Source organism: Olleya sp. Hel_I_94 (assembly GCF_007827365.1).
Classification (GTDB): Bacteria; Bacteroidota; Bacteroidia; order Flavobacteriales; family Flavobacteriaceae; genus Olleya.
Genome location: NZ_VISI01000002.1, coordinates 727,654 through 752,740 on the forward strand (window position 1 = coordinate 727,654; position 25,087 = coordinate 752,740).

Below are 25,087 nucleotides of genomic sequence, written 5' to 3' on the forward strand. Positions count from 1 at the left end.
CTATTAAGCTTGTTTTATTAAGGGATACTCTAATTGCAACTTAACACCACTTCCTGGTTTTGAAGTTAAATTGTAGTTGGTATTAATAAGTTGGGCACGACTTTTCATGTTTAATAAACCTGATCCTTCTTGTACTGTATTTATATCAAATCCTTTACCATCATCTGTTGCTACTAAAATTAATTTATCTGCCAGATAATTTAAGGTTACTGTCAAGTTTTTTGCTTCAGAATATTTAACTGTATTGGAAAAAAACTCTTGTAAAATTCTGAATATAATAATCTCGTGCTTTTTATCATTAAAAGGAACTACTATCCCTTTTACTTGTAATTCTGCAGAAGCAAATTTCATTTTTTTAAGTCGGTTTAACTCATTGGTAATGGACTGTTCAAAACCAATATTTAGTATCACCTCATTATTTAACGATCGTGATAACATCCTAACTTCTTTTAAACTCTGTTTTACAAAATCTGAGGCTTCAGCAAAGTTTTCGTTTCCGTCAACATTTAATTTAGTTTTAAGGATATTAAGTTGCATGCTAGCTGCTGCTAACAACTGACCTACGTTATCGTGAAGCTCCCAACCAATATTTTTTAGGGTTTGCTCTTGTATTTCGGTTTGTGCATTTGATAGCTCTAAATCAAAAGCGCGTTGTTGTAAAATTTTATCTAACAGTAGTGTGTTTTTTCTTTTTTGAAATACTATAAAAAACAATACTACCAAGGTGGTTACCACAATAAGCACACCAATCATATAAATTAGCAAATAACGTTCTGACTGTGTAGAGGTTGCCTGTGTTTGTATAAAATTTAAAGTATTAATCATTTAATTTTTTTGAGGTTTAGAAGCTATTAGACCCAATACAAAACAAGTATACATAAATATATTAGCAAATAGAAATACGCGACGTTTTAAATTTGCAAAATCCCAGTCTGCAGTGGTATTATAACTTTCGTAAAAAATAATTGGAGTTGTTACTAGCCACCATAAAAACAACCCAAAAGTAGCGTACACGCTAAATGATTTTGAAATATTTAAAAGGTCGTCACTTTTAAGTAATTCTAAACAAAAAAGCGTTACACATATAAAAATTATTGAGGCGTCTAAAATAAAATAAAACGTATGATGCGCATTAAAAAAGGCGTCGTAATTAAAGACTACATGTATAGTAAAAATTAAAACATATAATAAGCTTATATATTTAATCGTAGTCTTAAACATCTTGATTTTAAACAAATTATAATAGTAAAACAAGATAAAAACGACACTTCCAAATAACCAAAACACATTATACCATAGACGGGTTGTTACCCCTAACTGTCTTACAAATTGCACTATTGCGTTGGCTTTAAGATAAGTTAAGATACATCCCACAAACTCGACAAAAACTATGTAAGCTAAAAAAAATATAAAAATCTTTGTTGCTTTACTTTTATGCTTTTTAAATAAAATAACGCCTGTTATAAACGCAATTAATTCAAAAAAATACACAATAAAATTAAAATGTTTGGTTATAAAATCTATCATCTAATCGTTTTCATGAGGCCTTGAAATTAATAATCCAAAAGTAAAAGTTAAGTACATCATGATATTTGAAAACAAAAATATTTGCCATTTTAAGATTACAAAATTCCAATCTTCATCAGAATTGTAAATACCGTAAAAAATAACTGGAGTTGTAATTAACCACCAAAAAAGCAACGCTATACTAATATAAAAGTCTAATATTTTATAAAACCTAAGCATTTTATCACTTTGTAACAACTCGATAAAATAGCACGTTGTAAATGTTATAATAGAAAAAGCAGCTAACACACTTATTAAAGGTAAAAAGCCATTAAAAAACTGAGCTGTATTACATGCTATATAGATTATTGAAATTACTAAACTTAATATACCTACTGCCAATACTATAATTTTATGTGTTTTGTTTTTTAAAATCTTATGATAATAAAACATATAAAACACTATGCTTCCTAAAATGTAAAAAATTGTAAACAGCCAATAATTATATCTAAATACAGAATTTTGTACAGTAGTTAACCACTCAAACGTATTGTAAAATGAAGGATATTCTCCTAACAGGTCAATAACAAAAACATAGAATAGAAAATATATAAAATACTTACCAGAAGTTAACTTGTATTTTTTATAGCATAATAAAGCAATAAGCACAGCCAATAACTCTATACTGTGGGTTATTAAACTATAATTTTGTTTCAAAAATGTTTCCACAATACGGAATTAATGAGGATAATTAGAATTTGGAGGATTCCCAGCAGTTCCCATATTTAAAGGGTTAGCTCCTTCAATATCAGTATTAGCTGATGCTGCAAAACCTTTACTTCCATCAACCATTTTGACATCTCCTGTTGGTACCATAAACATGGTAGTATATCCAACCTGATTTTTACTTGTTGGATAGGCTCCTAAATAGACTCTTAATCCACTCATATTATAACCTAAGCTGTCAGATTGGTTTTTAGCATAATCTATATAATTAGTAACATCATCTAAAGACCACCAACTTGAGCGATTATCGGGTTGTTTTACAATACTGTCGCTAATTAAAGTATGTCTAGAATTGTAGGTAGAATCTAACACTATTGCTTGATTTGGCGTAATGACACCTCTTGGTTTTATAACTGGGTTAATAACGTGAGATCCCTTTAAATTGTTTGAATAAAAATACATTACCAATGCGCCAATAATTAATCCTAAGATTAAGCTGCCTAAGTTTTTCATTTGTTTTAAAAGTTGGTTAATAGCAATTTAAAAGTAATAAAAAAAAATTAGCTAACTATCTTTTACATAGAAAACTATCTAATAAGAAAACATATTAAATATTATAATATAAGGCTAATACTAGTCTAGTTTAATCAAATTTTCTGGCTCAGAGATTAAAAAACCAATAGCAAATGATATATACATTATAAAGTTTAGAGATAAGTAAATTTCCCACTTTAATAAAATATAATCCCAATCACCATTTACCATGTAAACATCATAAAACGTTAATGGTGTCACGACAATCCACCATATAAAAATGGCTATAGCTATGTAAAAATAAAGAAACTTATAAAATTTTATAATTTTATCATTCAACAATAATTCTATAAAATAAAAGACACTACAACTAAGTATTATTAAGGCTCCTGTTATCTGAATTACGGGAAAAAACTGAAAGAAAAACAAATCACGATTATAAATAATATATAGTATAGAAAAAAGAACAAACCCATAAGTACTATATTTTAACACCTTATTATAAAGCTTATTAGGAATAACTTTTTGAAATAAAAGCGAAAATAATACAATACCAATAATATCAAAAGCAATAGTATACCACCAATAATTTTGTCTAAATAATGAGTTATATATTGGCTCTAAAAAGCTAAAATTTTTGTACAATGAAGAGTAGGTACCTATTAATTCTACAATTAAAAAATAGATTAAAACTTTAACAAAAAAAGCAGCAGGTGTTCCTTTATGTTTCTTGTAAGTTACAAGACCAGAAACAACTGCTACTAAAATGAAGAATTTAGTTAAAATACTATAATTGTCCTTTAAAAATTCTTCCATAATAATTAATTTGGATAACCAGCTCCTGGAGGCATTCCTCCTTGTCCTCTATCAATACCATCAGCATCTTTTATATCCATGTTTTTACCATCAACATCTTCTGTTGGTACCATAAATATAGTGGTTAATCCTTTAGATGTTTCCTTATCGGACTGCACACCTAAATAGCATCTTACACCATTTACATTAGGATTTTGTTCTTTAATCATTTCAAGAAATGCTTGCATATCTTCAAGAGAATACCACGAAGACCTATTATCTTCCTGACCTGCAGCAGTATTATTAGCATCTTGACGTAGTTTAGTCCACGCGTTACTTAGTGTTTCGGCTTCAGTAGCCGAAATTTTTCCAGTTGGTTCTGACATTTTAAAATATGGTTTATAGTTATTAATAGCTGTTTACGAAAGTACAGAAAATCTATTAAACTTTAAACATTTATCCCAACCAACCATCTCTATCTAAACTTCTGTATTGGATTGCCTCACTAATGTGATTACCTTTAACATCTTCACTCCCTTCTAAATCTGCTATGGTTCTAGATACTTTTAATATTCTGTCGTACGCTCTTGCGGAAAGATTTAAGCGTTCCATTGCTGTTTTAAGTAATTGCTTTGAAGCCTCTTCCAACTTACAATACACCCTAATTTGCTTGGTAGACATTTGTGCGTTATAATGTACATTTTCAAAAGTTTCAAAACGAGTGGTTTGGATTTTTCGTGCTTTAGTAACCCGTTTTCTTATGTCTACAGAAGATTCGCCTTTACGTTCTTCAGACAATTTTTCAAAAGGTACAGGAGTCACTTCAATATGAATATCAATTCGGTCTAAAAGCGGTCCGGAAATTTTACTTAAATAACGTTGCATTTCGGCTGGACTACTAGTTACAGGAGCATCAGGATCGTTAAAATATCCACTTGGACTAGGATTCATACTAGCAACCAACATAAAAGATGATGGATACGTTACAGTAAATCTTGCTCTAGAAATGGTAACTTCTCTGTCCTCTAACGGTTGTCGCATCACTTCTAAAACACCACGTTTAAATTCTGGTAATTCATCTAAAAATAAAACACCATTATGTGATAGTGATATTTCTCCTGGTTGTGGATATGCACCACCACCAACAAGTGCAACATCACTAATGGTGTGGTGAGGACTTCTAAAGGGTCTTTGAGCCATCAAACCAGTGTCCTTAACACGACCAACTACACTGTGTATTTTGGTAGTCTCTAAAGCTTCATGTAAAGTCATTGGTGGTAAAATACTAGGCAAACGCTTTGCTAACATAGTCTTACCTGCTCCTGGAGGACCTATCAAAATAATATTATGTCCACCAGCTGCTGCAATTTCCATGCAGCGTTTTATACTTTCTTGACCTTTTACATCACTAAAATCAAACTCAGGAAAGTCTAAGTTTTTTTCAAATTCTTTTCTTGTATCAATTATGGTTTGTTCTAAAGCTTCTCCTTTATCAAAATAATTAATGACTTGTTTTATATTTTCTACTCCATAAACCTCAAGACCATCAACAATAGCAGCTTCTTTTACGTTTTGTATAGGTAGTATAAAACCTTTATAACCTTCTTCTCTAGCCTTTATTGCAATTGGCAAAGCCCCTTTTATAGGTTGTAAAGTACCATCCAAGGACAACTCGCCCATGATTAAAAAATCCTCTAAATTATCTGCTGCTATTTGTTTAGACGCAGCCAAAATACCCATAGCCAAAGTCAAGTCATAAGCAGAACCTTCTTTACGAAGGTCTGCTGGTGACATATTTATAATTATTTTTTTACCTGGAATTTTATACCCATTATTTTGAAGTGCAGCAGCAATCCTAAAATTACTTTCTTTAATAGCATTATCCGGAAGTCCAACAAGATGATATCCAATACCACTATCTACGTTAACTTCAACGGTTACTGTTGTGGCTTCGACACCAAAGACAGCACTTCCAAAAACTTTTCTTAGCATAAAATGGTTAGTTTAGATACTAAAAGTAGGAAAAAAGTTTCAATACTCTACTTTAATACCGTAAACTCTATTGCAGAATCGTTGTAAACTTTGTGTGTTTGCGCTTTAAAATCAGATGCTTTAGCTTCAAATATATTATCAACGTACGTTTGTGGGTTGATATCTATGTAAGGAAAAAATGTACTTTGTACTTGTACTTGTATTTTGTGTCCTTTTTTAAAGGTGTGTAGCACATCTTGTAACGTAATATTTACCCCAGTTTTTTGATTTGGTACAAATGGTTCTGGATTAGTCATACTATTTCTAAAACGTCCACGCATCGTTTCGCTTCTAATTAGCATGTGGTAATTACTTAATTTTAAGTGGTCTTGTACGTCTTCAGTATTTTCTGTGTCAGCAGGAAAAACATCAATAACCTTAACAATCCAATCTGCAGATGTACCTGTTGTAGACACCTGTAGTTTAGCTAAAATGTCTCCTGCTAAAGTCACATCATTTTCTAAAACTTCAGTTTCAAAAGTTAAAACATCTGGACGTCTTGATGCAAAACGTTGATCGTCGGTCATAAATTTACGTGGTGTAAATACCACTTTTATATCTTCTGTATATGGCACTGGCTTTTTGGGATCACTAATAAAATCGCTAGTAGCAATCATACGATTTGCTTTTTGCGTTAAACGTTGATCTGGTTGCATAAAATAGCTTTCCTTAACACTGTTTTCTGGTGGCCAAGCTGTAAAATCTGCCCATTGTTTTGTTCCTGTATTAAAAAAGTGCGCTTCTGGTAAGTCTAAAGTCCCTTCGCCATTATCTTTTAAGAAATGATTAAAGAATTTAGTTTCGATATTTTTCTGGAAGTCATCCGAAATATTATCTCCAAAATGAATATTCCCAATCACTTGACGTTCTTTATTTCTAGCCCAATCACCATGACTCCATGGTCCAAAGACAACACCATTATAGTTTTTACTATTTTTTTCAATAGTTTTATAAGTATTAAATGGTCCATATAAATCTTCTGCATCAAACAATCCTCCAACGACTAAAGTGGCTGGTTTGATATCGTTTAAATGCTGAATAATACCTCTACTCTGCCAAAACGCGTCATAATTTGGATGGCTCTTAATTTGATTCCAAAACACATTATCTTCTCCGTAATATTTATTTAAATTACTAAGTGGTCCTGCATCTAAAAAAAACTGGTATTGATCCTCTGTACCAATCTCCGGAAACTTATACCACGCTTCCTTTGTTGGTTGGTCTTTCATGTGTCCAAAAAGCGAAGTTGCTCTCCAATAGCTTAATAAAAAAGCGCCATTATGGAAAAAATCATCAAAAAAGAAATCACTAATACAAGCTTGAGGCGACGCTGCCTTTAAAGCAGGATGTCCTGATAATGCAGAATAAGTTGTGTAAAAACCAGGGTAAGATATTCCCCAAGTACCAACGTTTCCGTTATTGTTTTCTACATTATTAACTAACCAATCAATGGCGTCATACGTATCACTAGCTTCGTCAAACTGCTCGCCTGTTTTGTTAGGGATAAAGGCTCTCATGTTATCATAAACGCCTTCACTATTCCAACGTCCACGTACATCTTGATACACCACAATATTACCTTCTTTCATTAAATATTGATTAGGAGCGATTGTAGATTTAAACTCGTTTTCGCCATAAGGTCTGCAACTGTAAGGTGTACGTTGCATTAAAATAGGATATTGTTTTGAGGTGTCTTTTGGCGAGTAAATTGTTGTATGTAATTTTACACCATCACGCATAGCAATTGACACTTCTTTTTTATTGTAATGCTCAGCAACAATAAATGTGTCTTTTACAACCTGAGAAGTTGCGGTGTCTAATTTTAGTTGGTCTTTACAAGACGAAAATACTAGCGTTAAAGCTAGTAAAATAAGAATACGTTTCATTAATTTTTGATTTAAAAAAATTAAAGATAGGTATTTTATTACTAAATTGAAATTACATTACTATACTATAAATTAGTAATAAACTGAAGCATTCGTTTTTCAGAATAATAGACGTTTTGTTGATCATAAAAACCAACATGCCCACCATATTTAGGCATTTCTAAATAAAAATTAGTGTTTTCTTCTGCTTCTTGAATTGGGTAACATTCCTTTGATAAAAAAGAATCGTTTTGTGCGTTTATTAATAACGTAGGAATTGAAATGTGTTTTAAATACTGAAGACTACTTGATTGCTCATAATAATCATAAGCATCTTTAAATCCGTGTGCTTTTGAGGTATACACATCATCAAAATCTTTTAATGTTCTGACAGCACTCAAATCTTGATTGTTTATTTTTTGAGGAAATAAGTGTTGTTTCTCTACTAATTTAGTTCTTAAATTTCTTAAAAACTTCTTAGAATACACATAGTTTTTAGAGGACATTAACTGCTCTAAAGACCCTCTTAAATATACAGGAACAGATACTGTTACTGCTGCTTTAATTTGTTTTGGCAAATCTAATGTTTCACCTAAATACTTTAAAATAACATTACCTCCTAAGCTAAATCCATTTAGGTAAATGGTATCATAATCAAATTGGGATGTAATATGTTTTATAACTGAAGCTAAGTCATCTGTTTTACCAGAATGATACGATTGAAACGTTTTGTTTACCTCTCCACTACATCCTCTAAAATTAACACAAACCGCATCCATATTATTTTGGTTAGCGATTTTAGCCGACCCTAGCATATAATGGCGTTGTGCATTACCTTCTAAACCGTGTAAAACCACAAGTAATTGTTTTGTTTTATTTCCTGCATAACTCCAATCTAAATCTATAAAATCGGTATCTAATAAAGTAATACGTTCTCGTTTTTGAGTCACGCCTTCTACTTTACGCATTACACCTGAATAAATAGTAGAAACATGTCCATTTCTGAACATAAATTTGGGTTTATATGTGGTTTTTAGGATTGGCAATTAGTTCGTTGTTTTAAAAGGCTTTTTATATTGAAACATTTGATCAAAGATAAGTAACAAAAAACCTTTCAGATTTAAAACTGAAAGGTTTTTATTTAAAATTATGTAGTAAAAATTACTTTTTTATAAACTTTATTGACTCTGTATTATTTCCAGATTTAATCTTCAAGAAATACATACCTTGAGATAAATTACTAATATCTAGATTCCCTTTTTCACTTGTAAAAATGACAGTTTTTAATTGTCTTCCGTTTATATCGTAAATAGTAATAGATTCTATAATTGTTTTTCCTTTTATGGTTAGCTCCTTATTTGCTGGATTTGGAAATATTGAAATATCAGTGGTCTCAAACGCACCTACAGATAAACTAGCAACAATTTCTGTAGTCACTGTATTAGTTACAATTGCAGGATTAAAATCGAAATAAATATCTGCTGTGCTATTAAAAATATCACCAACAACAACATTAGTTTTTGGCTTTATTTTATAAGCTATAAAACCATGAGAATTAACTTCATCACTTGTACTATTTACAAGATTAATATCATCGAATACAAAATTAACCAAATTTCCATTTGTAATTTCTACTCTTCCGTTGTGGCTTAAACTTTCCAACTGTATTGTTGTCCAATCTAACTTGCTATCTAACACATTTTCTACATTTAAATTAATGGCACTCGCTGTACCAGTGTTTTGGAAACGAATAATATAATGTAAGTATTTATCTGCTTCTTCAAGTAAAATTTGATCTCCTTCTAAAACTCGAATATCGTTTGGGTCGTACGAACCGATAACGGTTTGGTTTAATGTAAAAACATTATCATCTGCTGTGTTATCTCCTGTAACAGGATTTACTGTTGCAGTTGATACTAAAACATCGTCAATATTTGTAGTTGGTGGTGCAAATACATTAAACTCTAAATCTATTGTTCTTGTTGCGAAAGGATTTAAGTCTGTAAAATTAAACGTTAATGTGTTTATAGTTTGAGAGGTTACTGTTTCGCTTGCGTTTAAGAAGTTCAGTTTTGCAGCATCAAACTGGAAAGCAACATCTCCACTTAATTGTGTTGTACCAACGTTATTATAAACTATTTGATATTTGGTGTCGAAACCTGGTCTTGGATCATTAACTGATGGATAGACTACGATGTTTAAGTCGTTACTAGCTGTTGCAGCTGTTAAACAAAAATCAACAGAATTATCAACTTCGCCAACATTAGTAAATTCGGAAATAAAAAAATCTGGAGTTGAAGTAAAATTTGTATTGGGTGCGAGGTAAGTGTACAATTGTCCTTGGCTTACATCTAATTGAAAAGTACCATCCGGCTGAGAAAAAGTTGCAAATGAAAAACCATTACCACCAACAGCTACTAAAGTATTATTCGCTGGAATATCACTTATATCACATCCATCATTATTAAAGTCGTAAGTTACAGATCCAGATATTTGATTCTCTAAAACTCCTAAATTTCTATACCAACCAATTTTACCAATTTTATTACTAGATTCTGAAACAGAATAGATTATATCATTTTTATCATTACCATCTAAATTACCTGCAAATAAAGCACTAAATCTATTACTCTCATCTATATTAATTGGTCCACTAAAATTGCCTTGATCGTTTCTATATAAATTAACCTCTTTATTCTCTGTAGCACTTGAATAATTTTGGTTAACTACATCTAAATCGCCATCATTATCAATATCAATTAATAATTCATAAGTAGAAAAAGTATTATCAATAGAATGGTAATTTGCAAAATTTGCTTGACCGTTTGTATTTTCGAACCAACCTAATTCGTAATTAAAGTATACTAAAATATCGTTATCACCATCTGAATCAACATCATAAGTTTTTAATCTTCTTATATTTTCTGAAGTTTGTATATTTTGAAGAGCACTAAAATTACCACTACTTCCTAAATTTTCTAACCACGAAAATGGTGTGTTTATTACAATATCTAAATCACCATCGTTATCTAAATCTGAAAACTTATAATCGTCTAAATCATCAATAGCTTCTGTAATAATTTGTTCTGTTCCAAAATTACCTAAACCATCAATATTTTTAAACCAGATCAATTTGTCTCCAAAATTTTCTAGCATAACAATATCTATATGACTGTCATTATCTACATCAAAAACATTCATGTTTCTAGAACTTCCGGAACTGTTTACAATAGATTGATGCAAAGTAAAATTACCTAAACCGTCTGTGTTTTTATAAATCCAAATTTTATCATCTAAGCTAGAATTAACAATAATGTCTAAACTTCCATTACTATCAACATCTGCTATCTTTAGAGTACTAAATTTATTTCCTTGTACAGAAATTATTTGTTGCGGTCCAAATACTCCATTTCCATCCAAATTTTCAAACCAACCCAATGTATCATTTAAACCAGAAACAAAAACAACATCTTCATCTCCATCGGAATCTATGTCCGCAGATTGCATGTTATTTATTCCTGTTATATCATTTATTATAGATTTAGAGTTTCCAAAAATTACACTATTATTTTCATTTTGAAACCAGCTTACTTCATAGCCATCTAATCCAGAACATACTAGATCTTGGTAACCATCTCCATTTAAATCTGCTGTATTAAATTTTAAATAAGCTATGGCATTATTAATAACATCTTCACTTGTAAAATTTACCTGCCTTATTATTTGTTCTGTGCTAAATGTACCTAGTCCATCAGTATTTTCAAACCAAATAATTGCACCTTCATTATTGTTGTTAGAAAATGTATCAAAATTATCTACAAAATATAGCATATCCATATCAGAATCTCCATCTATATCTATTGCTTTACCTAAACTACTATTTTCATAAGAAGAATTAAATGTGAATTCCCACGTAAATATACCAATACCATCATTTTTTAAATAAATATTATCAAATGAGCTACTTCCATATAAATCTAAAACGCCATCTTGATTAAAATCGACCAAGTTAATATCATACATACCTCCAAAGACATCTAACAATAAGTTTGTAGTAGTAAAAGCGCCATTACCATCTGTATTTTCTATCCAATAAATTGATTGATCAGGGCTTCCATAAGGCGCATAAACAATATCTATATCATTATCGTTATCAATATCTCCTGTAGTTATACTTAAAATTAGAGTTGAAGATGATGTGGAAGCATTGGTTATTAACTGCTCCGTTCCAAATGCTCCAGATCCAAGATTTTTGTACCATGCAATTTTTCCATCGAACTTTGAAGAAATAATAATATCCAATTTAGAATCTCCATCAAAATCATTTATATCTAAATCATTATAACTATTAGTACTAATTGTTTGAATATTTCCAAAATTCCCAAGTCCGTCTGTGTTTTCATACCAAGCCAATACAGAGATATTTGTAATAGAATTGTATCCTAAAATAACTAAATCTAAATCTCCATCATTATCTAAATCTCCAATCTTTAATGTATTTACACTAATACTAGCATCTATTACATTTATAACACCCATTGTTCCTGCGCTATCTGTATTTTTAGACCAACTAAAAGGACTAGACTCATAAACTAAGTCTTGATCTCCATCTCCATCAAAGTCAACAGCATATGCTTTACTAATTTCATATTTTGTAGAATCTATAACACTTTCATGAAATGATATTTGTCCACTAACAATTTGTAGACTAAAAAGAGTTACGATAAATAATAGTAGTTTTTTTGTCATAAGAAGTTAAGTTAAGTGTAAATTATAAAGTTACAATAAAATAATTGTAAAATATAAGTACTCTTTTTTGGAAATTATATTAGCAATCTAATTAATTCCCAACTCTACAAACTCAAATTTTCCGCCATCAAACAAGCCTTTATCACTTAATTTTATTGAAGGAATAACTAATAATGCCATAAAAGACAAGGTCATGTAAGGTGCATTTAATGTTGTACCCAATTGTTTAGCAAACGTATCCAATTCCGCGTAAGCGTGACCAATAGTTTCAGCATTTTTATCACTCATAATTCCCGCAACAGGAAGCGATACTATTTTTTGATATGTATCAGAAACTGCACAAATACCTCCTTTATTTTCAATTATTAAATTAACTGCTTTACAAATAGCTTCGTCGCTAACACCAACCGCAATTATATTATGAGAATCGTGTCCAACAGAACTAGCAATTGCACCTTCTTTTAAACCAAAGTTTTTAATAAACGCTAACGCTGGCTCGTCGTTTTTATAACGGTTAACTACTGTCATTTTTAAGACATCAGTAACTGTGTTTGATACTAAATTTCCGTTTTGGGTTGTTGCTTCTTCGATTAATTGATTAGTTACTAATTGTCCTTCTAAAGCTTCGATTACTCGTATTTGTTTGGCTGTACTTTCGACTTTAAAGTCGTCAACCGTTTTAATTTCTGTATCAAAATTATTAAGATTTTCAAAATCTACATGCTTAATTAAAGACGTTCCATTGTGAAACACTAACTCACCATTTATATACGTTTGTAGTGTTTTAAAATCTTTTAAATCTTCAACAATAATAAAATCTGCAACATCATCTTTTTGTAATAATCCAACTTCTAAATTATAATGTTTTACAGGGTTGACACAAGCTGCTTGCAACACTTTAAACACATCAATATCTTTTGCTACTGCTCTAGCGCAAAGGGCGTTTATATGGTTTAATAATAAATCGTCAGGATGCTTATCGTCACTACAAAACATCATGTTTTGATAATGCTCAGGTAATAAATCTATTAATGCTTCAAAGTTTTTGGCAGCACTACCTTCTCTAATCAAGATTTTCATTCCCTTTTGAAGCTTTTCTAATGCCTCGTCATAGGTAAAACATTCGTGATCTGTGCTAATTCCTGCATTGATATATTTAGTAACGTCATCACCTCTTAAACCAGGTGCGTGACCATCTACGGGTTTATTATAGTGTTTTGCCCAAGCTATTTTTTTTAGCACTTCTTCATCATCAAACAACACACCTGGATAATTCATCATCTCGGCTAGATACTTAATATCTGGATTAGCCATAAGGGTTTTAATGTCGTCAGAATCTATAACTGCTCCTGCCGACTCAAAAGTAGTTGCTGGCACACAACTTGGTGCTCCAAAATTAAATTTAAACGGTGTTTTCTTACCGTTTTTAATCATAAACTCCACTCCTGCTACACCTAATACATTCGCAATTTCATGCGGATCACTAACTGTAGATACCGTACCGTGTTTAACTGCTATTTTTGCAAACTCTGATGGTACTAACATTGAGCTTTCAATATGAATGTGAGCGTCTACAAAACCTGGTAAAATATAATGTTTTACATCGTGCTCTTTTTCTGTGATAGACTGTATTTTACCTGAATCCACAGTGATTTCTCCACTAAAAATACGTTTGTGTTGTATGTCTACTATTTGTCCTTGTATTGTTTTCATGTTGTACTATATAACAGTAAAAAAAATCCTGCAATTGCAGGATAGTTTTATTCAATTAAAAATTATTAATTCCTTCTTGTAACCAATTGTAATAGGTGTCGGAATCTGGAGTATAAGCAACTGGAGTATTTAAATTCTCTTCATTGTGACCCATCAAAACATAATATGGTTGTGTATTAGATTTGTATTTAATGGTTTGAAATTCGCTCCACTTTTGACCAATATACTTAAGTTTTTTACCTGGTCTTAATTTAGAGTCTACAATTTCATCTGCTTCTAATTCTCTTTTATCATCTACGTATAATGAGATTAAAACCACGTCATTTTTTAAGATATTTAAAATATTCCCTTTTGGCCAAACGTTTTGTTCCATTTTTCTACAGTTAACACAAGCCCAACCTGTAAAATCTAACATAACTGGCTTATTCACTTTTTTAGCATAAGCTAAACCTAAATCATAATCATTAAATGCTAATATGTCATGTGGCGCTAATAAATGTGCACCTTCTGGTAAATCATCGTGAGAGTTACTAGCACTGCTTCCTCCTTTTGAGTTACCTACTCCGTAAGGCGACTCGCTGTAATCTAATGGTGGTGGAAAAGCACTAATTAGGTTTAAAGGTGCTCCCCAAAGTCCAGGAATCATATAAATAGTAAACGTTAAAACAATCAATCCAAGACTTAATCTACCAACTGAAATATGTGGTAAAGGCGAATCATGTGGTAATTGTATTTTTCCGAAAAGGTACAAGGCTAAAGTCCCAAAAATAGCAATCCAAATAGCTATAAATACTTCACGCTCTAGCAAATGTAATTGCAATACTAAGTCTGCTTGTGATAAAAATTTGAATGCTAATGCTAACTCTAAAAATCCTAATACGACTTTAACAGTATTTAACCAACCTCCTGATTTAGGTAACGAGTTTAACCATCCTGGAAACGCAGCAAATAGTGCAAATGGTAACGCTATAGCGGAAGAAAAGCCAAGCATACCTATAATTGGTGCAATACCACCTTTAGAGGCTGCTTCCACCAATAATGTTCCAACAATTGGTCCTGTGCATGAAAAAGAAACGATTGCTAAAGCTAATGCCATAAAAAAGATACCAATAAAACCTCCTCTGTTAGCTTGCGAGTCTACTTTATTTGCCCAAGAATTTGGCAGCATAATCTCAAATGCACCTAAAAACGAAAACGCAAATACAACTAATAATCCAAAAAAGATAAGGTTAAACCAAACATTAGTCGCTAATGCATTTAATGCATCTGCACCAAAAATAGCTGTAACCGCTGTACCTAAAAGTAAATAGATAGCTATAATACATAACCCGTAGATTATTGCATTTTTAATACCTGACGCCTTGCTTTTACTTTGCTTTGTAAAAAAACTAACTGTCATTGGTATCATAGGAAACACGCAAGGTGTTAACAACGCTGCAAATCCTGATAAGAACGCTATAAAAAAGATACTCCATAATCCTTTATTGTCATTACCTTCTTCATCAATATTATTAGTTGCTTTGGTGTTCTCTGTGGCTAAACCATTTAAATTAATATCTAAATCTATAAAAGCTGGAGCCAAACATTTCTCGTCATCGCAAGCTTGATAATACGCTTCGGCTTGAATAGTGTTTAACGTTGGATTTAACACTTCAATTACTTGAGTAAAAACTGCTTGTTTTTCAAAGTATTTTACATTCATTTGAAAAGCGTTTTCAAACTTTTCAACCGTTTCAGATTCTTTTAAATCGCCTATTAGTTTAAAATCTTTATTATCATTTTTAAATGTAATCTCAGTAGGTATTGGACCCATTGGCTCTTTATTATCCTGAGAATAAATATGCCATTTTGAATCTAAAACAGCAGTATATGTTAATTCATATTGCGTGTCATTTAGTTTTTTGACTCCCGTTTTCCAACTTACAGGATCAAATATTTTAGATGTTGGATTAAAAATGTTTTCAGTGGATATTAATGCGTTAACTGTTTCTGATATTGGCTTGGCTTGAGCAATATTAAAAACAACTTCTTCAAACTCATAAATGCATTTTGAGTCATCGCATGCTTGATAAGCAACCTCACTTTTAATTGTTTTTTGCTCTGGATTTAATAATTTGATTTTTTGAGCAAAAGTTGCTTCGTCATCAAAAAAGGTTAAATCCATTTGGAACACCTTATCAAATTGCGTTATAGATTCGCTTTCAAACGCTTTTCCAATCAATTCATAATTATTGGTTTTATTTACAGAATCGTAAACAAACTCGGTTGGTAACGCACCACCTTCATCTAAATGTTGAGAATATAAATGCCAATGCTCCTTAATGCTTGCTGTATACACTAAAACATACTCTTGATCGGATATTTTCTGAACTTCGTTACTCCATTTTACTGGTTTTAAAACCTGTGCATTAACACTTAAAATAGTGATAAAAAATAGTATAAAAGCGGTTATATGCTTCATTATGATAATTTAATTTTTAGTATTGATTTAGTTTGATTGGTTACCTTAAATCTATCGTCTGCACGATGATTAATAACCCAAACAATTTTATCTTGGCTGCACAATAATAAGACCTTCTCTTTATCTATTAACGATAACTTTTGGTCTTTAAAATATTTGCTTAACTTCTTTTTACCTTGCATGCCTAAAGGGTAAAAATAGTCTCCTTCTTGCCAATGTCTTACAGTTAAAGGCAATTTTAACGTTTCTTTATCAATATATATCGTAGCGCTGTCAGATTTTTCAATATTTGCTACTGTTTCAAAAGTTAAAGCACCTGACAAAACATTTACTTCATTTTCAAAATTGTTGATTATAACAGACGCTTCATTTTGATGCAAACTATCCTCATTTTTTAATTCACTTAAAATTAAAGTCTCTCTATTTTTAAGTAATTGATGCGTTGCAGAAAACACTTGCCTCCCACTTTGTGCTGTCAACAAATTAACAATATCTGTCCATTGCGTAAATCCATAATCTTTAAAAACTTCATATAAATAAGCTTTAGGATTGTTGACTTTAATAAACTCTGATATTTTATAACTTATTTGGGCATCATCAATATCGATAATTGCTCGTATTAAAACCGCTTGCACACTTTCTTCAACAATATCAGCTGTATCATTAAGATTATTTAATGTGTTTTTAAAATTGGTTAAAACATTATTATTTAGTTCTTTTAAAACGGGAATAACATCATGTCTTAACTTATTACGCAAGTATTTTGTAGATGCATTGCTACTATCTTCTCTCCAAAGTATTTGGTTTGACAACGCAAAATCTTCGATAGTTTCTCTAGAAAATGGCAACAATGGTCTAACTATGTTTTCATTTATTTCCGGAATACCTTTTAAACCTTCTAAACCTGTTCCTCGAGTCAGGTTAATTAAAAAAGTTTCTAAATTATCATCTGCATGATGCGCAGTTAAAATATAGTCAAAATCTAGATTTTCAGCTAAATCCTGAAACCAATCATAACGCAAAGTTCTTGCTGCCATCTGGATAGATTCCTTATTACTTTCGGCGTAAGCCTTAGTATCAAAACTTTCAGTAAACACCTCTAATTCCAAGCTATCGGCTAAATCTGTTACAAATTTCTCGTCACCATCACTTTCAATACCTCTTAAATTAAAATTACAATGTGCCAATGTAATATCTAAACCAGATTTTTTACACAAATGCGTTAAAATAACACTATCCAAACCTCCTGAAATAGCAAGCAATAGTTTGCTGATTCTAAGAAAAGGAAGCGTGTTGTTTATATGATTTTGGAAGTGTTCTTTTAAGTTATAAGGCATAAGTAAAAAGGCATAAATTATACTGCCAACTTTTTGATTAAAGCGTTAAGCATTTTTTCTATTTGTAAAGACAGGTCATCAACATCATTTAAATCGTTGCTTTTTAAAAAATCCAAATTAATTGCAATTTGAAACTGTGTCTGCATTTCGTACAATGATCCTCTAGAAATATTTAAAAACCGAATATATTCCTTGGTGTAATTACGACCATAACCTTCTGCTATATTAGATGAAACAGAGATAGCGCTTCTTTTTATTTGCGAAGTTAATCCATACTTTTCATCCTCAGGAAATAGATTCACTAAGCGATAAACATGAGTTACCATATCTACTGATTTTTGCCATACTATCAAATCTCTATAACTCTTCATTTTACAAATTTACGTTTTTATGATGTTTCTGTAATACTTAAAACATTTGCCTTTTTTTCCCTAATGCCTTTTCCCTAATATCAGCTTCACCCTTCTAAAACCGTCCTCATCGCTTTAGCTTTAAGCAAACATTCTTCATATTCGTTTAAAGGATCTGATTTTGCGGTAATGGCACCTCCAACCGAGTATGACACGTACTTATTACTAGCATTATATAAAATACTACGGATTACGACATTAAAGTCAAAGTCGCCTGTTGGCGAAATATAGCCGACTGCACCAGAGTATAAACCGCGTTTGGTTTCTTCTAAAGTTTCAATAATTTTCATTGCCGAAATTTTTGGTGCTCCAGTCATACTTCCCATAGGAAACGTACTTTTAATAATATCTATTGGATGTGTCTTTTTATCTACCTGAGAGGTTACTGTAGATATCATTTGATGTACTTGATCAAAGGTATAAATCTTACATAATTCTTCAACTTTTACGCTCCCTTTTGTTGCGGTTTGCGATAAATCATTACGCACCAAATCTACAATCATTACGTTTTCGCTACGTTCCTTTTGATCCGATACTAAATTGTTTTTTAAAATAGAATCTAATATAAAATCAGCCTCACGTTTTGCGGTCCCTTTAATAGGTTGGGATATAATTTTAGTGCCTTCTTTTTTAATGTAACGCTCTGGAGACGCAGACAATAAATATTTATCATTAAGCTTTAAAAACGTCGCAAATGGTGGTTTTGATATGGCGTTAAGTTTATTATAAATCTCTAACGGATTTATAACGGTGTCCTCTGCATAAAACTCTTGACAAAAATTAGCTTCGTAAATATCACCTCTGTGTATGTGACTTAACATGGTTTTAATCTTATCAAAATACGCGTCTTTATGTATTCTAAGTTTTATTTTAATAGGGTCGTTTTCGATAGGTAAATTGTTAATTTTATCGTCCTTGTAACAATTTATTGTATTTAAATCGGTTTCCACTTCATCATCAACCATTTTTAAATACTGCAGTTCCACAGTGTCACCTTTAATTAAAAAGATTTTTTTAGGTTGAAAAAAATATAAATCAGGAAATGCTAAACCATCATAATTAGCAGATTTTAAAGGCTCTACATCATTTTTTAAATCGTAAGATAAATAACCAAAAACCCAGTCATTAGCTAATGTTTGGTATTCTTTAAACTGCTCAAAAGCATCTTTATAATCCGTTTGAAATCCTGTAAAGGCATCGACAGCTAAAACAGCATCATAGCTAGAGTATTGTTGCTTATACTGGTTAGAATCCAGCCAAACAACATCGTCAAATTGCTGACTCCAAGACAATAAATTTTGCTTGAAGTCCTCAGGATTAGTTAGTTTATGTTTTGTCGTTGTTCTCACTTTAAAAAATGTTGCGTAAAGTTAAACAGAAATGTTAAAAAAACGAGTATTTTAGTCATGAGATTAAATATAAGACAGATGTTTCAACTATCAAATGAGGTATTAAAAATTTCGGTTAAACCGAAAGGCGCAGAATTATGCGAAATTGCTTCCGTTAAAAACGACAATCAATTTATGTGGCATGCAGATCCTGACATTTGGGGAAGCTACGCACCCAATTTGTTTCCAATAATTGGAGCTTTAAAAAATGACCAATACACTTTTGAAGGTAAAACCTACAACATGCCAAAGCACGGTTTTGTTAGGCATAATGACGATATAAAACTAATTGATCAAAGCAAAAATAGTTTAACTTTTAGTTTAATTTATAATGAAGACTTATTAAAACAGTTTCCTTTTAAGTTTGAGTTTTTAATCACTTACACTTTAGACAATAACACTTTAAATATTAAACACACGGTTAAAAACTTAGATAATAAAGCAATCAATTTTAGTATTGGTGGACATCCTGCTTTTAAATGTCCTATTTATAAAAATGAAAATTATACGGATTATAGTTTGGTTTTTGAACACGAAGAAACAGCACAAACCTATTTATTAAATATAGATAATGGTTTAGTAACCAATCAAACTAAACCTGCTTTTAATACTAAAAACAGTATTAATTTAAGACCAGATTTATTTAATGAAGATGCGCTTATTTTTAAGGATTTACAATCCAGAAAAGTGGCTTTAGTGAGTAAAACTCATGGCGAGATATTAAATATCACCTACAAAGACTTTAATTATTTGGGTATTTGGGCTAAACCAAACGCACCTTATGTTTGTGTAGAACCTTGGTTAGGTATTGCTGACGCTGAAAACACAACACAAAAACTAACCGAAAAAGAAGGGATTATCAAATTACCACAAGATGAAACCTTTAATGCAAGCTACAGTATACAAATACATGAGCATCATTTAGGGTAAACAAAATAATAGTGGTAATTTTGTAGGCTAAAATAACACGTTTTGAGCTTTAGAGATTTAAATTTAAACACCCCTTTATATAACGCAATTGACGACCTAGGGTTTACACAACCAACTCCAATACAAGCAGAAGCTTTTAATGTAGTTGCAAGTGGTAAAGATATGGTCGGTATTGCACAAACTGGTACTGGTAAAACTTTTGCCTATATGTTACCAATACTTAAAAACCTAAAATTTTCTAAGCAAGATAATCCTCGTGTTTTAATTTTAGTACCTACTAGAGAATTAGTAGTGCAAGTTGTTGATGAGATTGAAAAATTAGCAAAATACATAAACACGCGTGTTCTTGGTGTTTATGGAGGCACAAACATTAACACACAAAAACAAGCAGTTGCACAAGGTCAAGATATTATTGTTGCAACGCCTGGACGATTGTATGATTTAGCAGTTAGTCGAGTACTACAACTTAAATCTTTAGAGCGCTTAGTTATTGACGAAGTAGATGTTATGCTAGACTTAGGGTTTAGACATCAATTAATTAATATTTTTGATATCCTTCCAGAACGTAGACAAAATATTATGTTTTCTGCTACAATGACAGAAGATGTTGACGAATTAATTACTGACTTTTTTACTGCACCACAAAAAGTATCTATTGCTATTTCTGGTACACCTTTAGAAAACATAGCACAAACAAAATATAGTGTCCCTAATTATTACACTAAACTTAATTTATTAGTACACTTATTACAAGACGCTGAAACGTATAATAAAGTATTAGTTTTTGTATCCAACAAACGTATGGCAGATAGACTTTTTGAAGCTTTAGACGAGTTTTTTAAAGAAGAGTTATGTGTCATCCACTCTAACAAAACGCAAAACTACAGACTACGTAGTATCGAGCAATTTAGAGAAGGTATAAATCGTGTTTTAGTTGCTACTGATGTAATGGCACGTGGATTAGATATTGATAACGTAACACACGTTTTTAACTTTGATACACCAGACTATCCAGAAAACTACATGCACAGAATTGGTAGAACAGGTCGTGCGGAACGCGAAGGACAAGCAGTTGTTTTTAGTACCGAAAAAGAACAGGACAGTCTTGAAAAAATTGAAAGTCTAATGCAAATGGACATTCCGGAATTGCAAATTCCAGAGGAAGTTGAAATCTCTACAGAGTTGATTGAAGAAGAACGCACTGTAATTAAAGAACGTAACAATCCAACCAAACGTAAAGACATTGATGCACCTGGACCTGCTTTTCATGAAAAATCAGAAAAAAATAGTAAAGAAAATTTAGGTGGTAGTTATAAATTTAAAATTGCTGCCAAGTATAAAAAGCCAAAAACTAGAGGTGATAAAAATTACAATAAACGTAATAAGAAATAAAAAAAGCGAGCTAAATAGCTCGCTTTTTTTATTTCTAAAAATCTTATAACCTAATCCATATTATCTTGACTAACAATATTTCCTTGTTGATCATAAGTTGTTGATCCAGTTTCTTCTCCATTCTCATAATTGATTTTGTACTCTACACCTCCATTTTCAAAATATTGCGTAAACCGACCATGCTGCTCACCATCCTTAAAATTAGTGGTTACAAATAATTTTCCGTTAGGATGATATTTTTTCACTTCTCCAACAAAATTATTAGTTCTTAAATCTATGCTACCCTCTTGCTGTATTGTGCCATCATCAAAATATGTCACTGTTTTTTTTGGCGTTTTCAAAATCAAATCTCTTATCTGTTCTGATATGTTTTTTATAGACTCTTCTCTCTTTAAACTTCTACTTTCCAACTCGTCCCTTACACGATCAATAACTCTATTGGTATTACTTCTTTCATTCTTGTAATTTTCTTTAACTTCTATACATCTAGTACGTGAATTTAAATATTCATTTTTACTACGTATTCCCTCGTTAATTGCATTATTATAAAGTTTTACATTGTTAGAATAATTATTATACTCTTTGTTACAATTGGATTTATTATAGATGTTATTTTTACATAAATTATATGTCGTTTCACTTAGTGTCACCATCGCTTTTAAAGTGGACAACCTCCTATCTAATTCTTTTCTTTTATTGTGATTAGCTTCAAAAGCTTTGCATATAGCAGTATCATCTGGATTTTTGTTATTGATCTTAAAGCTTACATTTAAATGATTCATTTTACTTTCAGTTTCCATTAAATCTAATTCATGCTCCACCTCCAAGTCTTGCCAATCAATTACCAATTGTACTGCATTGTTGTCTTCTATTACTTTTTTTATAAAAGCAACATTTTCTGGATTATGATTATTGAAATATTGATCTGCCAATTCTGAATAGTCTTGACTAAAAATTGAATTGATAAAAACTAAAAAAAAGACTACTAACAATTTGATTTTAAGAATACTATTCATTTTATAAATTTTAACATTTAACCAACAAGATAGAAAATTATGTTAAAAATTAAAATCTTCCGTATTAAATATGCGTCAATTTTATGTAAACATGTCTTGGTAAAGACATTTATTACTCCTGCTTTAAATACTGTAATTTAATGTAACGGTATTATATAAATTTTAATGTAAACTAACCACACGACTCATTTGCCATATATTTGCTTCTTTTTTCCATATCACTATAAACTTGCTAGGCTTGGATATGGCATTAGGTTCTTGATTATTATAAAATGTATGCATACCTATTTGCACTGCTCCAAAATTATTAATTGGATATACCTCAACACTTCCCATTACCAATTGTCTAGTTACTTTACCGCAAATATTATTTTTTAAGCCTTCCATATAATCTGATTTAGAAGTCATTAAGCCACCATTATCGTGATAAAATTCTAAATTTTCAGGAATCATTTTATTTTGTAAGATTAAATCACATGTATTATAAGCTTCAAAATAAATCCGATCTTGCTCTAAAATTGTATTATACAACGTTTTATTTACAATCTCCTGAGGCTTTACGTTGTCTACTTTTATAACGGTTTTAATTTTACAGGAACTTATTAGTACTAATAATAGGAAATAAATAAGACTTTTAGTTTTGCTGATTTTCATGATTAATAGTTATTGGTTAAGCATTAATTAATTAGTTACTTAATAAAGAGACTGTATAGTATTATATGTTACAGTTTTAACAAAAAAAAGCGAACCAAATTGGCTCGCTTTTTTTTCGTTTCCGCGAAAGCGGAATATTAATTTAATTTTTAAACATGCAAAGCACGATCATCAGTTGCAGCTAAAGCAGCTTCTTTTACCGCTTCTGCAAATGTTGGATGTGCATGTGACATACGCGAAATATCTTCGGCAGATGCTCTAAATTCCATAGCAACTACTGCTTCTGCAATTAGATCTGCACAACGTGCACCAATCATGTGTACACCTAATACTTCGTCTGTCTTTTTATCTGCAAGGATTTTTACAAATCCATCTAAGTCTCCTCCTGCTCTAGCACGACCTAACGCTCTAAACGGAAATTGACCTACTTTATAATCTACTCCAGATTCTTTTAACTCTTCTTCTGTTTTACCAACAGCAGCAACTTCTGGCCATGTGTAAACAACACCAGGAATTAAGTTATAATCTATATGTGGTTTTTGACCTGCTAAAGTTTCAGCAACAAAAACACCTTCTTCTTCAGCTTTATGCGCCAACATTGCACCTTTTACAACATCTCCAATAGCGTAAATATTAGATACATTAGTTTGTAAATGGTCGTTAACTTCTACTTGACCTCTGTCTGTTAATTTAACTCCAGCAGCTTCTGCATTTAAACCATCAGTAAAAGGCTTACGTCCAACAGACACTAAACAATAGTCTCCTTTAAACTCAACAACTTCTCCTTTTTTGTTTTCTGCTTTAACAATTACTTCATCTCCAACACGCTCTACTGACTGTACTTTGTGAGATAACATCATGTTAAACTTAGCCTTTTTAAAGACTTTATTCAACTCTTTAGACAAAGCTCCATCCATTCCTGGAATAATTCTGTCCATATACTCTATAACAGTAACCTCTGCACCTAAACGTCTGTAAACTTGACCTAACTCTAAACCAATAACACCACCACCAATCACAATCATGTGCTTAGGGATTTCTTTAAGTTTTAATGCTTCAGTAGAAGTAATAATACGCTCTTTATCTAAAGTAATAAATGGTAAAGTAGATGGTTTACTACCTGTAGCTATAATCGTATTTTTTGCTTCGATTGTAGTTGTTTCTTCACCTTCGATAACAATGTGTGTAGCATCTTTAAAACTACCAACTCCTGTAAAAACGTCGATGTTGTTTTTCTTCATTAAAAAGTCAACACCACCAGTAGTTTGATCTACAACTGCTTGCTTACGACCAATCATTTTTTCTAAATTCACTTTAATATCTCCCGGAATTTCGATCCCATGATCTTCAAAGTGTTTGGTTGCTTCTTCATAATGATGCGAAGAGGCTAATAGTGCTTTACTTGGTATACATCCTACATTTAAACATGTTCCACCTAAAGTAGAATATTTTTCAATAATTGCAGTTTTCATTCCTAATTGTGCGCAACGTATTGCTGCTACATATCCACCAGGACCTGAACCGATAATTGCTACGTCGTATTGACTCATATATTTTGTTTTTTCGCTTTCGCGGAAATT

20 protein-coding genes are annotated in these 25,087 nt (G+C 31.3%); 2 read left to right on the plus strand and 18 right to left on the minus strand.

Annotated features, from left to right (window positions below; all coding sequences use genetic code 11):
• Window positions 1–3 precede the first annotated feature (3 nt).
• The 15 genes from JM82_RS06305 to JM82_RS06375 all read right to left on the minus strand — a co-directional run bounded on the left by JM82_RS06305 (window position 4) and on the right by JM82_RS06375 (window position 19,476).
• Window positions 4–825, minus strand: a complete 822-nt coding sequence (locus JM82_RS06305; RefSeq protein WP_145001871.1) for a sensor histidine kinase — start codon at window positions 823–825, stop codon at window positions 4–6.
• Window positions 826–1,221, minus strand: a complete 396-nt coding sequence (locus JM82_RS16355) for a hypothetical protein (protein WP_186439188.1) — start codon at window positions 1,219–1,221, stop codon at window positions 826–828.
• A 306-nt stretch (window positions 1,222–1,527) separates the two neighbouring features.
• Window positions 1,528–2,235, minus strand: a complete 708-nt coding sequence (locus JM82_RS06315) for a hypothetical protein (protein WP_145001873.1) — start codon at window positions 2,233–2,235, stop codon at window positions 1,528–1,530.
• 9 nt (window positions 2,236–2,244) lie between these two features.
• Complete coding sequence (locus JM82_RS06320) at window positions 2,245–2,745, minus strand: hypothetical protein (RefSeq protein WP_145001874.1); 501 nt, start codon at window positions 2,743–2,745, stop codon at window positions 2,245–2,247.
• Between the two features lie 120 nt (window positions 2,746–2,865).
• Window positions 2,866–3,582, minus strand: a complete 717-nt coding sequence (locus JM82_RS06325) for a hypothetical protein (RefSeq protein WP_145001875.1) — start codon at window positions 3,580–3,582, stop codon at window positions 2,866–2,868.
• Window positions 3,583–3,587: 5 nt separating this feature from the next.
• Window positions 3,588–3,947 (minus strand): hypothetical protein, encoded by a 360-nt coding sequence (locus JM82_RS06330; protein WP_145001876.1) that lies wholly within the window; start codon window positions 3,945–3,947, stop codon window positions 3,588–3,590.
• Between the two features lie 70 nt (window positions 3,948–4,017).
• Window positions 4,018–5,553 carry a YifB family Mg chelatase-like AAA ATPase gene (locus tag JM82_RS06335; protein WP_145001877.1) on the minus strand — a complete coding sequence of 512 codons (1,536 nt, stop codon included), beginning with the start codon at window positions 5,551–5,553 and terminating at the stop codon, window positions 4,018–4,020.
• A 47-nt stretch (window positions 5,554–5,600) separates the two neighbouring features.
• Entirely contained in the window at window positions 5,601–7,478 is a 1,878-nt protein-coding gene (locus JM82_RS06340) for a CocE/NonD family hydrolase (RefSeq protein WP_145001878.1), read from the minus strand.
• A 65-nt stretch (window positions 7,479–7,543) separates the two neighbouring features.
• Window positions 7,544–8,467, minus strand: coding sequence for a YheT family hydrolase (locus JM82_RS06345; protein WP_315897452.1), 924 nt, complete (start codon window positions 8,465–8,467; stop codon window positions 7,544–7,546).
• 151 nt (window positions 8,468–8,618) lie between these two features.
• Window positions 8,619–12,206 (minus strand): T9SS type A sorting domain-containing protein, encoded by a 3,588-nt coding sequence (locus JM82_RS06350; protein ID WP_145001880.1) that lies wholly within the window; start codon window positions 12,204–12,206, stop codon window positions 8,619–8,621.
• An 87-nt stretch (window positions 12,207–12,293) separates the two neighbouring features.
• Window positions 12,294–13,919: an adenine deaminase gene (gene ade / locus JM82_RS06355; RefSeq protein ID WP_145001881.1), complete on the minus strand. Its 1,626-nt coding sequence runs from the start codon at window positions 13,917–13,919 to the stop codon at window positions 12,294–12,296.
• A gap of 55 nt (window positions 13,920–13,974) precedes the next feature.
• A complete protein-coding gene (locus JM82_RS06360) occupies window positions 13,975–16,380 on the minus strand; it encodes a protein-disulfide reductase DsbD family protein (RefSeq protein ID WP_145001882.1) in 2,406 nt (801 codons plus the stop codon).
• Window positions 16,380–17,717: a tRNA lysidine(34) synthetase TilS gene (tilS, locus tag JM82_RS06365; protein ID WP_145001883.1), complete on the minus strand. Its 1,338-nt coding sequence runs from the start codon at window positions 17,715–17,717 to the stop codon at window positions 16,380–16,382. Before tilS ends, JM82_RS06360 begins: the two co-directional genes overlap by 1 nt.
• Window positions 17,718–17,734: 17 nt before the next feature.
• The gene (locus JM82_RS06370) at window positions 17,735–18,088 is read right to left on the minus strand and encodes a four helix bundle protein (RefSeq protein ID WP_145001884.1); all 354 of its coding nucleotides are present in this window, start codon (window positions 18,086–18,088) and stop codon (window positions 17,735–17,737) included.
• 86 nt (window positions 18,089–18,174) lie between these two features.
• Window positions 18,175–19,476 (minus strand): anthranilate synthase component I family protein, encoded by a 1,302-nt coding sequence (locus JM82_RS06375; protein WP_145001885.1) that lies wholly within the window; start codon window positions 19,474–19,476, stop codon window positions 18,175–18,177.
• 57 nt (window positions 19,477–19,533) lie between these two features.
• Between JM82_RS06375 and JM82_RS06380 the strand changes: the two genes are divergently transcribed.
• Window positions 19,534–20,445, plus strand: coding sequence for an aldose 1-epimerase family protein (locus tag JM82_RS06380; RefSeq protein WP_261375332.1), 912 nt, complete (start codon window positions 19,534–19,536; stop codon window positions 20,443–20,445).
• 42 nt (window positions 20,446–20,487) lie between these two features.
• Window positions 20,488–21,837, plus strand: coding sequence for a DEAD/DEAH box helicase (locus tag JM82_RS06385; RefSeq protein ID WP_145001886.1), 1,350 nt, complete (start codon window positions 20,488–20,490; stop codon window positions 21,835–21,837).
• A gap of 50 nt (window positions 21,838–21,887) precedes the next feature.
• Here the strand turns inward: JM82_RS06385 and JM82_RS06390 are convergent, their stop codons facing one another.
• From JM82_RS06390 to lpdA, 3 genes are all read right to left on the minus strand, one after another.
• Complete coding sequence (locus tag JM82_RS06390; protein WP_145001887.1) at window positions 21,888–22,853, minus strand: toxin-antitoxin system YwqK family antitoxin; 966 nt, start codon at window positions 22,851–22,853, stop codon at window positions 21,888–21,890.
• A 162-nt stretch (window positions 22,854–23,015) separates the two neighbouring features.
• The gene (locus JM82_RS06395) at window positions 23,016–23,507 is read right to left on the minus strand and encodes a nuclear transport factor 2 family protein (RefSeq protein WP_145001888.1); all 492 of its coding nucleotides are present in this window, start codon (window positions 23,505–23,507) and stop codon (window positions 23,016–23,018) included.
• A gap of 149 nt (window positions 23,508–23,656) precedes the next feature.
• Window positions 23,657–25,057, minus strand: a complete 1,401-nt coding sequence (gene lpdA, locus JM82_RS06400; protein WP_145001889.1) for a dihydrolipoyl dehydrogenase — start codon at window positions 25,055–25,057, stop codon at window positions 23,657–23,659.
• Between the last annotated feature and the right edge of the window lie 30 nt (window positions 25,058–25,087).

Excerpts from the sequence above, each read along its gene's own strand:
- JM82_RS06380 (WP_261375332.1), top strand. The coding sequence starts at position 19,534 with ATGAGATTAAATATAAGACAGATGTTTCAACTATCAAATGAGGTATTA.
- ade (WP_145001881.1), bottom strand. The coding sequence starts at position 13,919 with ATGAAAACAATACAAGGACAAATAGTAGACATACAACACAAACGTATT.
- JM82_RS16355 (WP_186439188.1), bottom strand. The coding sequence starts at position 1,221 with ATGTTTAAGACTACGATTAAATATATAAGCTTATTATATGTTTTAATT.
- JM82_RS06305 (WP_145001871.1), bottom strand. The coding sequence starts at position 825 with ATGATTAATACTTTAAATTTTATACAAACACAGGCAACCTCTACACAG.
- JM82_RS06325 (WP_145001875.1), bottom strand. The coding sequence starts at position 3,582 with ATGGAAGAATTTTTAAAGGACAATTATAGTATTTTAACTAAATTCTTC.
- JM82_RS06330 (WP_145001876.1), bottom strand. The coding sequence starts at position 3,947 with ATGTCAGAACCAACTGGAAAAATTTCGGCTACTGAAGCCGAAACACTA.
- JM82_RS06395 (WP_145001888.1), bottom strand. The coding sequence starts at position 23,507 with ATGAAAATCAGCAAAACTAAAAGTCTTATTTATTTCCTATTATTAGTA.
- JM82_RS06350 (WP_145001880.1), bottom strand. The coding sequence starts at position 12,206 with ATGACAAAAAAACTACTATTATTTATCGTAACTCTTTTTAGTCTACAA.
- JM82_RS06360 (WP_145001882.1), bottom strand. The coding sequence starts at position 16,380 with ATGAAGCATATAACCGCTTTTATACTATTTTTTATCACTATTTTAAGT.
- JM82_RS06340 (WP_145001878.1), bottom strand. The coding sequence starts at position 7,478 with ATGAAACGTATTCTTATTTTACTAGCTTTAACGCTAGTATTTTCGTCT.
- JM82_RS06370 (WP_145001884.1), bottom strand. The coding sequence starts at position 18,088 with ATGAAGAGTTATAGAGATTTGATAGTATGGCAAAAATCAGTAGATATG.
- lpdA (WP_145001889.1), bottom strand. The coding sequence starts at position 25,057 with ATGAGTCAATACGACGTAGCAATTATCGGTTCAGGTCCTGGTGGATAT.
- JM82_RS06320 (WP_145001874.1), bottom strand. The coding sequence starts at position 2,745 with ATGAAAAACTTAGGCAGCTTAATCTTAGGATTAATTATTGGCGCATTG.
- JM82_RS06335 (WP_145001877.1), bottom strand. The coding sequence starts at position 5,553 with ATGCTAAGAAAAGTTTTTGGAAGTGCTGTCTTTGGTGTCGAAGCCACA.
- tilS (WP_145001883.1), bottom strand. The coding sequence starts at position 17,717 with ATGCCTTATAACTTAAAAGAACACTTCCAAAATCATATAAACAACACG.
- JM82_RS06345 (WP_315897452.1), bottom strand. The coding sequence starts at position 8,467 with ATGTTCAGAAATGGACATGTTTCTACTATTTATTCAGGTGTAATGCGT.
- JM82_RS06390 (WP_145001887.1), bottom strand. The coding sequence starts at position 22,853 with ATGAATAGTATTCTTAAAATCAAATTGTTAGTAGTCTTTTTTTTAGTT.